Annotated in this window: 15 protein-coding genes; all 15 read right to left on the reverse strand. The window is 58.4% G+C overall.

Features of this window, described 5'->3' with window-relative positions; genetic code table 11:
* Positions 1–85: 85 nt before the first annotated feature.
* From OYT1_RS09290 to OYT1_RS09360, 15 genes are read right to left on the reverse strand one after another with little or no spacing between them, the layout of a single operon-like run.
* Positions 86–511: a molybdenum cofactor biosynthesis protein MoaE gene (locus tag OYT1_RS09290; protein WP_062626089.1), complete on the reverse strand. Its 426-nt coding sequence runs from the start codon at positions 509–511 to the stop codon at positions 86–88.
* A gap of 1 nt (position 512) precedes the next feature.
* On the reverse strand, positions 513–752 hold the full coding sequence (locus tag OYT1_RS09295; RefSeq protein ID WP_062626090.1) for a MoaD/ThiS family protein: 240 nt from the start codon (positions 750–752) through the stop codon (positions 513–515).
* The gene (moaC, locus tag OYT1_RS09300) at positions 749–1234 is read right to left on the reverse strand and encodes a cyclic pyranopterin monophosphate synthase MoaC (RefSeq protein ID WP_062626091.1); all 486 of its coding nucleotides are present in this window, start codon (positions 1232–1234) and stop codon (positions 749–751) included. Before moaC ends, OYT1_RS09295 begins: the two co-directional genes overlap by 4 nt.
* Before the next feature lie 3 nt (positions 1235–1237).
* Positions 1238–2221: a GTP 3',8-cyclase MoaA gene (moaA, locus tag OYT1_RS09305; protein WP_062626092.1), complete on the reverse strand. Its 984-nt coding sequence runs from the start codon at positions 2219–2221 to the stop codon at positions 1238–1240.
* 14 nt (positions 2222–2235) lie between these two features.
* Positions 2236–2463, reverse strand: coding sequence for a hypothetical protein (locus OYT1_RS09310; protein ID WP_062626093.1), 228 nt, complete (start codon positions 2461–2463; stop codon positions 2236–2238).
* 3 nt (positions 2464–2466) lie between these two features.
* Complete coding sequence (locus tag OYT1_RS09315; RefSeq protein WP_062626094.1) at positions 2467–3039, reverse strand: ankyrin repeat domain-containing protein; 573 nt, start codon at positions 3037–3039, stop codon at positions 2467–2469.
* Positions 3040–3081: 42 nt separating this feature from the next.
* Positions 3082–3975 carry a hypothetical protein gene (locus OYT1_RS09320; RefSeq protein WP_062626095.1) on the reverse strand — a complete coding sequence of 298 codons (894 nt, stop codon included), beginning with the start codon at positions 3973–3975 and terminating at the stop codon, positions 3082–3084.
* Positions 3976–3999: 24 nt separating this feature from the next.
* Positions 4000–5487, reverse strand: a complete 1488-nt coding sequence (locus OYT1_RS09325) for a 2Fe-2S iron-sulfur cluster-binding protein (RefSeq protein ID WP_062626096.1) — start codon at positions 5485–5487, stop codon at positions 4000–4002.
* A 41-nt stretch (positions 5488–5528) separates the two neighbouring features.
* Positions 5529–6908 (reverse strand): siroheme synthase CysG, encoded by a 1380-nt coding sequence (cysG, locus tag OYT1_RS09330; protein ID WP_062626097.1) that lies wholly within the window; start codon positions 6906–6908, stop codon positions 5529–5531.
* A gap of 1 nt (position 6909) precedes the next feature.
* A complete protein-coding gene (locus OYT1_RS09335) occupies positions 6910–7509 on the reverse strand; it encodes a DUF4202 domain-containing protein (protein ID WP_062626098.1) in 600 nt (199 codons plus the stop codon).
* Positions 7506–8906 carry a cobyrinate a,c-diamide synthase gene (locus OYT1_RS09340; RefSeq protein ID WP_062626099.1) on the reverse strand — a complete coding sequence of 467 codons (1401 nt, stop codon included), beginning with the start codon at positions 8904–8906 and terminating at the stop codon, positions 7506–7508. The genes OYT1_RS09335 and OYT1_RS09340 overlap by 4 nt, the downstream gene beginning before the upstream one ends.
* Before the next feature lie 18 nt (positions 8907–8924).
* Entirely contained in the window at positions 8925–10106 is a 1182-nt protein-coding gene (nrfD, locus tag OYT1_RS09345) for an NrfD/PsrC family molybdoenzyme membrane anchor subunit (protein ID WP_062626100.1), read from the reverse strand.
* A gap of 1 nt (position 10107) precedes the next feature.
* A complete protein-coding gene (gene dsrO / locus OYT1_RS09350; protein WP_062626101.1) occupies positions 10108–10839 on the reverse strand; it encodes a sulfate reduction electron transfer complex DsrMKJOP subunit DsrO in 732 nt (243 codons plus the stop codon).
* The gene (locus OYT1_RS09355) at positions 10836–11207 is read right to left on the reverse strand and encodes a hypothetical protein (RefSeq protein ID WP_062626102.1); all 372 of its coding nucleotides are present in this window, start codon (positions 11205–11207) and stop codon (positions 10836–10838) included. The genes dsrO and OYT1_RS09355 overlap by 4 nt, the downstream gene beginning before the upstream one ends.
* A 10-nt stretch (positions 11208–11217) precedes the next feature.
* Positions 11218–13188 carry an NAD(P)-binding protein gene (locus tag OYT1_RS09360; RefSeq protein ID WP_062626103.1) on the reverse strand — a complete coding sequence of 657 codons (1971 nt, stop codon included), beginning with the start codon at positions 13186–13188 and terminating at the stop codon, positions 11218–11220.
* Between the last annotated feature and the right edge of the window lie 18 nt (positions 13189–13206).

Consider the following 13206-nt stretch of genomic DNA (forward strand, 5'->3'; position numbering starts at 1 on the left):
AATCTTCCTCAAGATTCAACCTCCAATAATGTGTGCTCAATGTTGTGCATCTTTACACAACTGGTCGAAAGATTTTCATCGATTCCTACGGATGCGGCGTAACCCACGCCTCGCCTGCTGGCGTGATCTCTTTCTTCCAGATCGGTACGCGCTGTTTGAGTTCGTCGATGATCCAGCGGCAGGCATCGAAGGCGGCAGCACGGTGTTCGGCGGCGGCGGCGATGAAGACGATGTTGTCACCGGCGCGGACGGTGGTAACGCGGTGGACGATGCGGGCATCGATGAGTTTGAAATTCGCGATGGCTTCCGTGCGCAGCTTGTTCATCTCGGCGAGTGCCATGCTGCCGTAGGCTTCAAAGCTGATTTCGCTGACATCGCGCCCTTCGGAGAAGTCACGCGCACAACCAAGGAAGGTGGCAATGCCGCCGATGCGCAGCGAGCTGGCTTTCAGTGCGGCGATCTCGGCATCCTGGGAGAAATCTTCTTGCTGGATACGAACGGGATCTTCCATCTCAACCTCCCGAGAATTTCGCCATCAAGGCGATCTCGTCGCCATCGGCCAGCGCCAGTTGCCGGTCGGTCACCCGCGTCTGGTTGACGGCGATGAAACTGACGATGTCCAGCGCGCCGGGGTGCGCAACGCTCAAGCTCTCGATGACATCCTGCAAGCACATCCCGGCCGCGAACGGCTGGTCCAGCTCGCGCCGCCCTACCCGATCGGCCACCGGGCCGAAGAACAACAGGCGGATCATGCCTCGCCCCTGCGCCAGATGCCGCTCTTGCCGCCGCGCTTCTCTTCGAGCTGGATAGATTCGATGCGCATGCCTCTATCCATCGCCTTGCACATGTCGTACACGGTGAGCAACGCGGTGCTGGCGGCGGTCAGCGCCTCCATCTCCACACCGGTCTGACCAACGCATTTGGCGATGACTTCGACGCGCAGTCCGGCGCTGTCGGCAGTCTCGCTGAAGCTGACTTCCACGCCGGTAAGCGGCAGGCTGTGGCACATGGGGATGATGTCCGGCGTGCGTTTGGCGGCCATCACCGCTGCAACATCGGCCACCGCCAGCACGTCACCCTTGGCGATGCGCCCTTCTCGGATACGCGCCAGCGTCTCCGGCTGCATACGGATGATGCCGCTGGCGACGGCGACGCGCTGGGTATCCGGCTTATTAGACACGTCCACCATGCGGGCACGGCCCGCGCTGGAAAAATGGGTAAGTTCATCGTTCATGGTTCAACCTCCGGTCTTCGACATCACGCGGATGATTTTACCGGGCTGCTCGCGGAATTCGTGGCGTTGCGGCTTGAGTTCGATGGCGCTGCGGATGGCGGCATCCAGTTCGGCATCGCTGATACCCACGCGCAACAAGGGACGCAGGGGGAACTGGTGTTCCTGCCCCAGACAAAGATACAGCGTGCCGTCTACCGACAGGCGCACACGGTTGCAGGTCTCGCAGAAATGCTGCGACAGCGGCGTGATGAAGCCGACGCTGAAACTGCCATCCGGCGACACCAGATAACGCGCCGGTCCGCCGCCGCTGATGATGCCATCGACCAGACCGAAACGGTCTTGCAGACGCTGGCGGATGGGCTGAAGATCGACGAATCCAGCGCTGCGTCCGGTCTCGCCCATCGGCATGGTCTCGATCAGGCGCAGCACGAAACCATGCTGGGCGCAAAACTCGGCCATGTCGTCGATCTCGTCTTCGTTCACACCCGCCATCACCACCATGTTGATCTTGATCGGCGCGAAGCCGCAACGCTTGGCCTCGATTAGACCGTCGAGGACCTGCGCCAATGCGTCGCGGCGGGTGATGTCGAACACGCGCTCAGCGCAGAGCGAATCGAGGCTAACGTTGAGGCGGGAGATCCCCGCCGATTTGAGTACTGCGGCCTGCTTCGCCAACTGCGTAGCGTTGGTGCTCAGCGAAATATCTTGCGCGCCGGGCACAGTAGCCAGCCGACCGACCAAGCTACTCAGGTTGCGGCGCAGCAACGGCTCACCGCCGGTGATGCGAAAACGTGATGTACCCAAGCGCGCGAACGCCGCGACGACGCGCTCGATCTCGGCGTAGGTGAGCCAGTCCTGCGGCTCTTCGTAGTCGCTGAATCCCTGCGGCATACAGTAACTGCAACGCATGTCGCAGCGGTCGGTGACCGAGATGCGCAGGTAGTCGATACGACGACCGAAGCGGTCTTGCAAAACGTCAGGCTGCACGTTGGCGACTCCGCTCAGTCATCGCCCAGCACCGGCGCAGCCATGCGCACTTCGTTGAGTAAGTCCTCGGCGTGTAGTTCGGATTCAGCATGGATCATCTTGATGAGGGCGGTCGAACCTTCGGCCTGTGCTGCGCGCAATTGTTTGACCCGCGCCGAGGCATCGCGGTAAGTCTCGTGCTCTTCCAGTTTTTCCAACATGCGGATGGGCCGCGCGTCGATACGGTAGATGAAATAGGGCATGGCTCAGAGTGCCGGGCGCTTCATGAATGTGACGACATTGGAACCCGGTGCGTTCTTGCTTTCGCACGAACCTTCGCCCACGCCCAGCAACTGCTCGGCTTCGTGCAGCAGGTTGATCACATCGACGTAGTGTTTTTGTTTGACCATCATCAGCGCAGTATAACCGCCTTCGTTGCGCGCAAGGACATCGGCTCCCGCACTCAGCAGCACTTCAACCACCGCTGTTTCGCCATAGCCTGCGGCCAACATCAAGGGGCGCACGCCGTAACCGATGGGAGCCTCGATGTCTGCACCCGCCGTGATCAGCGCCTGCACCACGTCAGCGAATCCGTGCTTCAACTCGGGGTTGTACACCGCCCGCGTCAAGGCTGACCAACCGGCGGCATCGACCGCATCGACTTCCGCACCCGCACCGAGCAGCATTTCGACCATAGGCAGATCGCCCCGCTGCGCCGCCAGCATCAGCAAAGTGTTGCCCTCGACGTCCCGCGTCTTGGCATACGCGCCAGACGATAGAATGCGCTGCGTCGTGGCCACATCACCCGCATTGATCGCGGCAAATAGTTTTTCGCTCATAACTCTCTCCTCGATGACTCTGCCACCTGACTCGGTGGACGCTTATTTTTTAACAGTGTCTTGCAATACGGTGCGGATCGCTTCGGGTGTCTTCATGATATTCATGAAGCTGTTGCTACCCATCATGCTGAGATCCGGAAAATTGATAGCGATGCGGAAGCGCGCATACAGAGCATAGACTTTGCCACCAGAAACCAGCACCTCGTAGGGAAGATGTGCGGTAGATTTCACATCCCGGAAATCGATCTCCGACATGATGAAACGATCATCTCGGTATTTGTCGCTGCTGCTTTTCAGGCCGACACCGAACACGCTTTCCTGCTTGCCGGGGATATCCACTCGATAGACTTTGCTCACGCCGTTGCTACCCTTCGAGAGCTTCGCATCGACCGCCTGCACCGCCTCTTCGTAACTGCCGTACTCGGCCAACACACTGGGCTCATCGAAATACTCCATACCCATCATGTAGTGGTATTTACGTGCCGATTTCGCTGTCATACCTTGCGCACCGAACTCTTCCATCTTGCCGACCGCGCCCGCCAGTGCTGACGAGACTCCCGTCAGATCCCCTTTCATGCGATACACATGGGACATGTACACCGGATTGCTATAGCTGACTTGAACCTGACCTGCCGCCTCGGTCACCGAGACGCGCTGTACGGCGCCATAGCCGCCGAACTCCGAAGCTGCCGCGTTCTTTTTAAGTTCATCACTGGTCACCACGATGACGTTCGCTCCGGCATAGGGCGCATATTCGCCGACCACAGCGAAACCCGCACTCGTCAGCGCCGCTTTCGTTTGCACCGATTTCTCGGCCACGCTACCCGCCCCTTTTGAGCCGAGCACAAAAGGTTTAAGCAAAGCGTCGGCGGCCTGTACACCACTAGAGGCCAGCAAGAACAGCATGGGCAGCATGTATCTGTTAACACGTTTCATCTTCCACTCCTTGGGTTAGGTCACTCAAACTGGCTCTGCAAAAACCCGTGTCTTCGGCATCCCGCGCTCCCGGAAGAACCGTTCCACACGCCGCACTACGATTTCTGGGCCTGCGATATAGATGTCGCCATCGGCGATATCCGCATGCTCGGCGACGAAGTCGCCCATCATCTTTAGCAACGTATCCTCACGCTTGAGCGACCAAGCTCTCAGGTCGAAGCCCGCTATTGTTTCCGTGTAACTAAACCCATCCAGCGCGTCAGCCCAAGCTCGGGCGACATTGCGCTGATACAGCTGCGCCAAGCCCGATGCGACCCACCATAGCTGGATGGACGCTACCTCACGCGAAAGCGCGTGCTCGATCAGGCTTCTGATCGGCGCGAAACCATCATCCAGCGCAATGAAATACAGCGGACGCGAAGATTTTTCGTGCAGGATGAACTCTCCCTGCGGCCCTTCCAGTTCCACAACTGCGTTCGCATGCAAACGGTCGAAGACGTAATCCGAAAACAGGTTTCCAGGTTGGCGACGTACGTGAAAGATCAGATTCCGGTCGTCGCACGGGCAACTGGCAATGGGCAATGTCGCCGTGAAAGATAAGCCGACACGCAACATCGCCCGCTGCCCTGCAAGAAAACGTAAACGCTGGCTACGCGGCGTTTGCAGATGCAGCGCCATCATCTCGTCCGACAGCGACTCCAGCGATTTGACCTTGGTGGCGATCTGCTGGAAGGGAATATCCTGCACCCCACCCGCTTCAACGGCTTCGATGGTCAAATCACTGACGGCGGTGTTGCTGCACAGCAAAACATAGCCGCTCTGCTTATCACGCTCGCTGATCACATAGTCATGATGGCGGGTCTTCTTCACCTCGCCAGTCAGCACCTTGGCCTTGCACAATCCGCAATTCCCGCCACTGCATCCATAGTTGAGCGAGATGCCCGCGCGCATCGCCGCTTCCAGCAAAGTATCTTGGCCTTCCACCAGAAAGTCCTGTTTGCTCGGCAGCAACGTCACTTGGGCGGTCATCACCCGCAGGCAGCCGTCCTTGATCGCCAGAGGATTACTGCTTCCCGGTTCCATCGCCGCCTCCACTTCCTGGACTAACCATGTCTTCAAATCTGCGATGGCGGCAGACGGCATCGGCTGTACCTGATCCAGCTCACCCAACTTGTCCCAGAATTTCCCCAACATCGCGCTGAATCGCCCGACTTGGCTCTGGCTCTGCGCCAGTGACCGGCTCAGTTCGGTGATGCGCGCCGCCAGCACCTCGGCATCGGGCAAGGCACGCTCGAACACCCGCTTGCCGAATGCCCGCTCTTTTATCTGCGCGACCCGAAGCAGCTCGACGTTATCTTCCATCTGCACATTCGGATAACAGGCGAGCAGGTCACTCACCGCAACCATGCCATCGTGGGAGAGCAGCTCCCCGAGTTGTATCCGCTTCTGCAACTCGGTACGCGGCGCACCGACCAGCCTGGCCGCTCGTGTCAGACTCAATAACTCACCCATGCTCGCCCCCGTTTCGCTCTCGCATCACGTCAGGGCGAGCGCTAGTTCGCGCCGGGGTGAAACCAGGACAACTTGTCGCGTAAAGTGACCACGCCGCCGATGATGATGAGCGTCGGGGCTTGCGGCTTCTCGCGTTCAGCGATGGCCGGCAGCGTCGCCAGCGTTCCAGTGATGACGCGCTGCGTGGGTTGTGTGCCGTGCTGCACGATGGCAATCGGCGTGGTGTCGGGCTGGCCGTGCTCGACCAGCTTGGCACACAGCGTATCCAGCCCGTGCAAGCCCATATAGACCACCACGGTCTGACGAGGACGGGCGAGTTGCTCCCAGTCCAGATTCATCGTGCCGTCGCGCAGATGACCCGTGACGAACACGCAGGATTGCGCATGGTCGCGATGGGTCAGCGGGATACCGGCATACGAGGCCACGCCGGAAGCGGCCGTGATGCCGGGCACGACTTGAAAGGCGATGCCTTCGGCCGCCAGCGTCTCGATCTCTTCGCCGCCGCGCCCGAAGATAAACGGGTCGCCGCCCTTGAGGCGCAACACGCGCTTGCCCTCTTTAGCAAGACGCACCAGCAACTCGTTGATCTCCTCCTGCTGCAAGGTGTGGTCGTTGCGCTTCTTGCCAACGAAGATGCGCTCAGCGTCGCGCCGCGTCATATCGACGATGGGCTTGGACACGAGGTTGTCATAGACCACCACATCGGCTTTCTGCATCAATCGCAGCGCGCGGAAGGTCAATAGATCAGGGTCGCCGGGGCCGGCACCAACCAGATACACCTCGCCGCGCACGATGTTGTCTTCGTCCGCCAGCATCTGTTCCAGCATCGCTTCGGCGCTGGCTTCGTCACCGGTCAGCACTTTCTCTGCCACCACGCCGTCGAACACGTTCTCCCAGAAGATGCGACGCTTGGCGGGATTGGTTACGCGCTGCTTCACGGTGGTACGGAAGCGTTCGGCGAATCCGGCCAGACGACTGTAGTTCTGCGGGATGACCGTCTCCATCTTGCCGCGCATCATGCGCGTCAGCACGGGCGAAGCGCCGCCGCTGGAGAACGCGACCATCAGCGGCGAACGGTCGAGAATGGCAGGCATGATGAAGCTGCACAGCTCGGGATCGTCCACCACGTTGACTGGGATATTGCGTTCTTGTGCCAAGGCCGAGACCAGCTTGTTCACCTCACGATCATTGGTCGCAGCGATGACCAACGTCATGCCATCCAGATGCGGTACATCGAAACGAGCGTGGATGGCTTCGATACCCGGAGTCTGAGCCAACTCTTCGTCGATCTCGGGAGCGACGACACATACCTGCGCGCCTGCTTCCAGCAGCACACCCGCCTTGCGTTTGGCGACTTCACCGCCGCCGACTACGAGGCAGGGTTTGTTGCGGACATTGGCAAAGATCGGCAGAAAATCCATGTTAAGCGACCGCCTTCAGAATCAGCGGAACCAGAGCTTCCGGCAGTTTGATCTTGCCTGCCAGTGCGAATGCGTGGGCGCTCTCGGACATCTTGTTCCAAGTCTTCTTGATGATGACGATCCACTTGGCTTCGTCGTAATCGGCGTGTTGGCCGGCGAATGCCAGCATGTAGTGCTCAATGAACACCAGATCGACGACGTCTTCCATCATCTGCGTCTCAGGGTTTGTCTTGAGGTCTTTCTTGCCAACGATGGTCTTCACCCGGGCGATCATCTCGTCATCGTAGCCGACCTCCTGCATCAGCTTGCCAGCGGTATCCGCGTGGAATTTGTACAGCGTGGTACGCCACAGCATGTAGCCTGGCTTATCCATCGCATAGTCGCTGCGCGGAATCTTCCAGCGCTGGATGTGCTGGGCGCGCACGGCCAGCTTCACCGCCTCGGACGCTTCAGGCGCAAAACGCTCCTGCATCTCCGTCATGCGCTGCGCGTAGAGCAACTCCTTGGGATATTCCTTACCGTCAAACACTTCCTTGTTCGGGTCTTCCGAGTTTGCCCGGTCGAATGCAGCGATCGCTGCTAGATACAAACTTGTGCTCATAATGCCTTCTCGTTGATTAAGGTAGATGATCGAAAACTGCAACGGCGCACGAAGGCGACAAAACGGGTCGCCCAATAGCAACTGCCAATGGTGCGTAAATGAGTGTAGGAAGCTAGAAGGTTATTGACCACCAGCCCGTCTCGGTCGCCATCGATGCCGTAACCGCGTGCCACATGGTAAGCGAAGCGGCTGTCTGGCGGAAGGTTCACCAGCTTGGAATAGTGGAATTCGTGCGCCTTGATCTGCTTAGCCGGAGTATCGGGGCGCGGCCAAAGATGCTCTAAATCTTCGTGCAGATGGACATAGCCACGACCTATGGGCTTGGCGTGCATCTGCACATCACCGGGGATGGCGCCGACCATCTCGAAGGTGTGATCTTCGTAAGTGATGCCGCGCGACAGATACATCAGCCCGCCGCACTCGGCGTAGGCGGGCATTCCCTGATCGATGGCGCGTTTGATCTCTCCGCGCAACGTCACATTCGCTTCCAGTTCAGTAGCGCAGGTCTCGGGAAAACCGCCACCGATGTACAGCCCATCCACGTCAGGTAGATGCGCATCGCGCAAGGTGTCAAAGGGCACCAGTTCCGCCCCCGCCGCCTCCAACGCATCTAGATCATCCGCGTAATAGAAACCGAACGAGCGGTCGCGCGCGATGGCGATGCGCACCTTCTCGCCACATGGCAATGGGCTCACCGTGGCCGTGTGCGGGATAGCCAGCGATTCTTTCTGCGTCAGTACCAGCAGCTTGTCCAGATCGACTTGTTCGGCGATGGCCGAGGCGATCTGTTTGATCTTGGCACTAGCAACATGCGACTCGTTGCTCGGCATCAGGCCGAGGTGCCGCTCGACGATGGCAAGGCGCTCATCGTGGTGAATCGCACCGATCACCGGCACATCGGTATAGTGCTCGATCACCGCGCGCAGCTTGGATTCGTGGCGTGATCCACCTAGGTTGTTGAGGATGACTCCGGCGATGTTGATGTCGCGATCAAACGCTTGATAGCCGAGGATCAGCGGCGCGATACCGCGCGTCATGCCGCGTGCGTCGATCACCAGTATCACCGGCAAGTCGAGCATCTTGGCCAACGCCGCGTTGCTGTTGCTGCCGTCCAGCGCAAGGCCGTCATACAAGCCCTTGTTACCTTCAACTATGTTTACTTCCGTGGCATGGCGAGCGAACGTGGCGACGATGTCGTCGCGCTCCATCAGATAAAGATCAAGGTTACGGCAGGAACGTCCAGCGGCTTGGCTCAGCCACATCGGATCAATGTAGTCTGGGCCCTTCTTGAACGGTTGCACGACATGGCCACGCGCTGCGAGTGCAGCGCACAAACCGATGCTGACCATGGTCTTGCCGGACGATTTATGTGCTGCCGAAATGAGCATACGATTCATGGCAGCCTTCCGAAAGTGTTAGTCGGCGATGTAAGCCTTGTCCTGTGGCATGAAATTCAGCACACGCACGCTGACCGTGGTGATGATGAAGGCGATTGCCAAGCCACCAAAACCCAGCAGAAACTCGTAGATCGATGGCTGATAACTCGCGATCTGCCCATCGCCAAAGCTGCTACTGGCTTCATAGCCGGGGAAGATGTTGAGTGGGAACGCCTGACCACCGATGATGAACACATACAGCAAAGAGAAAGCGCCCAATACGACGAGCATCGAAGCCGCCATCACGCATCGAGTCTTGCCGAGTCCCGGCGCGTAGATCAAACCGAGCGGGATCGCATTGCCGAACATGACATAACCAAGCCAGAACAGCAAGGTATAGACACCGCCATCGCTCAGGATGAAATGCTCGAATCGAGCTTGGTGCGCAAAATAAAGATTGGTCAGATGATAGACCGCAACCATGTACAGCGATGCGATGACGAATACGCCGAGCAGGTTCTTTTTACGTTGCAGGATCGTTGGGTCGAGTGTTTTGTCGTTCCACGCGTAAATGACGGTCTGCACCACATGGAACACCGCCAGCCCCCATGCAAACGACAGCACGATGAACATCGGCGGCAGCAGTGCTGAGCCGTAAGCCTGACGTGCGGTCAGGAATGCAAAGATCAGCCCAGTACCGGTGGTCAGCACGAAACGCCAGACGAACACGGCCAAGCCAGCTGCCTTGTTGAACGGGTTCATGCGCTGCTCCATCATCGTCCACAGATAAACGATCACCAGCGAGAACATGCCCGAATACAACACCACGTTCCAAGCGAACACTGAGGTGAGATTGTAGTTGGTCGCAGCAACGATGACGCGATCAGGACGCCCCAGATCCAGCATCAGCACAGTCAACCCGCCCGACAGCATCGCGAGCGACAGTAAGCTAGCCAACGGTGCGCGCGCCTTGTAGATTGCCTTGCCGAACACCGAACCGATGGAGGCAACATTCAACACACCCGACGCAGCAACGATCAGAAAGATGGCGAACACATGCGGGATGCCCCACACGACCTGATTGTTCATTCCGCTGATGATATGGCCATGTTCTTCCATCATGTGCACGGCATATAGTCCAGCCAGAGCAACCACTCCGCCTAAGGCCAGCAGCACATAATAAAGTCGATTCTTAGCCCTTAAGGACGCTGGTGTAGGCATGTCACACTCCCTGATAACGGATGCCTGGGTTCAAGCCCAGATCGGCGCGAATCTGCGACGTGGCAACGCTGCTGATACGCTTGGATATCTCGCTTTCCGGGTCATTCAGATCGCCGAACAGAATGGCGTTGTGCCCAGCCTTAGCGCAAGCTTCCATGCAAGCGGGGGATTCGCCGCGATCCACGCGATGCACGCACAAGGTACAGCTCTCCACCGTCCCCTTGCCGCGCGGCACATCAGGGTTCTGATCGTGAAGTTCCTCATGCACGAAGGAACGCGCCTTATACGGACACGCCATCATGCAGTAACGACAGCCGATGCAGCGGTGCTTATCGACCAGCACGATACCGTCGGCACGTTTGAATGAAGCTTGCGTCGGACAAACATCGACGCAAGGTGGCTCGGCACAGTGTTGGCACATCATCGGCAGATTGAGGCTGCGGCCACTACGCATGTCCTTCAGCTCGACCTTACGTATCCACTGCGAATCGGTGGATTTTTTTCCACCGGACAAGCCGTTTTCGGTATTGCAGGCGGTCACGCAATCGTCGCACCCCTCCTGACACTGATTGGAGTCGATCAACATGCCCCAACGGACTTTGCTGGAAGCGGGCTTGCCGTCGTTGCCAGCGTGTGCCACGTCATAGAGCATCACACCCGGCGCGATGGCCAAACCAGCCAAGGCCAGTGCCTTGCCCATAAACTGGCGACGGTCGTTATTGATCTCGCTCATTTGGCTTCTCCGACGGCTTTGCGTGGCTTGCTGCTGTGACACTCGAAGCAGTCCGGCTTGACCGCTGCATACTCGTGACACCCTTGGCAGAAATTCTCGCTGCTGCCCAACACACTGTTGTTCTTCTTGCTGGCGTGACAATCGACACAACCGGCTAGACTGTACTTGCCGCCACGGATGCCCTTACGCATCGTATCGTCGCGCTGATGACGGATCAACTCGTAATGATGGTTGCGCATGGTCGATTCATCTTCCACACACTTCCCTCCCTTGCCGATGTCCAGCTTGGGTGTGAACGAACTTTCATGTGCGCTGGCCGTCAGGCTGACGCAGCAGGCAAGCAAAATGGCGGTGAGCAGTCTGAACATCTGGCGCTCGCTATTCCCCAAGGCCCATCTGGATGTAGCCGGTCGGACAGACATCCGCACAGATATGGCAGCCGATGCACTTATCGTAATCGGTCTTCACATAACGGCCCGTAGTTGCCTCGCTCTTCTTCACGCGGGAAACAGCGGTCTGCGGGCAATACACCACGCAGTTGTCGCACTCGAAGCACATGCCGCAGCTCATGCAGCGCTTGGCTTCGGAGACTGCGTCCTTCTCGCCGAGCACACCCAGTCGATCATCGAAGTTGCCCAGCGCGCTTTCCTTATCCAGCGTCACCACATTGCGCTTGTTGCGCGCGGTGTAGCCAAAATGCCCGAGGAACAGCTTGTCGTGCGGGATGATGTAGCGATCCGAACGGTCATCGAAGTTGTGCACCGCGACATTGGAATCGCAGGTGCCGCGCAGCGGCTCACTGGCTGTCTCGATCTTGATGCCCTTCTCTGCCAATTTACGCATCAGGTCGAACTGATGCGCATCGATCTTGGGACGCTTCTCTAGATCTCGTCCCAATAGGAAGTTATGGATACCATCAGCCGCGATGGAGCCATGACCGATGGCAGTGGTCAGCAGATGCGGACGGATCACGTCACCGCCGGCGAACACGCCCTGTTGTCCATTCACCACATAGTTGCGATCGGTCGAGACCGCACCTTTGCCGTTGTTAAAGGCTTCCAGCCCGGTAAAGTCCACCGCCTGCCCGATGGCCGAGACGATCAGATCGGCCTCGATGTCCTGCTCGGATCCTTCGATGTTCTTGATCTCCAGCTTCCCACCCGCCATCTTGGCTTCGCACTGCATCACACGCAGAGCCGTGGCGCGACCATCCGCACCGCGCACGATGCCGACCGGCACCAGACTGCCGCGAATGTGGATACCTTCGGCCAGCGCCTGCTCGATCTCATGCTTGTTGGCCTGCATCTTATCGATATTGAAGATCGAAGTCAGCGTCACATCCGCGCCTTCCTTGGCCGAGATTTCCGCCACGTCATGCGCCATGCGTCCGGCGATAGCATGTTCGGTATCGGTTGGATTGGCATGGGAGATATGTCCCAAACGGCGTGCGACCGTCGCCACGTCGATCGAAGTGTCACCGCCGCCGACCACGACCACACGCTTGCCGACGTGCTGCAACCGCCCGTCATTGAAGGCTTTCAGGAAAGCGGTCGCAGTCACCACATTGGGTGCTTCGCTGTCGGCGATAGGCAATGCACGACCTGCCTGTGCGCCCATACCCAAGAACACGGCATCGAATTCTTGGCGGATCTGCTCCAGCGTGATGTCCTTGCCCACGTGGCAGTTCATGCGTGTCTTCACGCCCAGATCGAGGATGCGCTGAATCTCAGCGTCCAACACATCGCGTGGTGTACGGAAGCCAGGAATGCCATAACGCATCATGCCGCCAAGGAATGCGTGTTCGTCAAAGATGGTGACTTCGTGGCCCTTCAACACCAGTTGATAGGCACAGGACAGGCCAGCAGGGCCGCCGCCGAGAATAGCGACCTTCTTGCCGGAAGCTTCGACGACAGGCTGCTTAAATTTAAGATTGTTAGCGACCGCATATTCACCGAGGAAGTGTTCGACCGAGTTGATGCCAACGTGATCTTCAACCTCGTTTCGGTTACAGCCGGATTCACACGGAGCTGGACACACCCGCCCCATCACCGACGGGAACGGGTTGGCTTCGGTCAGACGACGCCAAGCATATTCCTGCCAAGGCATGACAGGCTTACCGTCAGCGCCAACCGGCGGCTTCTCTGTTCCGCGCACGATGGCCAGATAACCGCGAATATCCTCACCTGCTGGGCAACTGCCCTGACACGGCGGAGTGGACTGGATGTAAGTGGGGCACTTGTAGGAGTAGCTGGCCTGAAATATCTTCTGATTCAGGCGACGCACCTTGTTTTCACCGTCTTTATAGCGACGGAAAGTGAGATTTTGCGGGGTTTCAGTTGTTGCCGACATGTCCAGCCTCCAGATTAA

It is taken from the genome of Ferriphaselus amnicola (assembly GCF_000974685.2).
GTDB lineage: Bacteria > Pseudomonadota > Gammaproteobacteria > Burkholderiales > Gallionellaceae > Ferriphaselus > Ferriphaselus amnicola.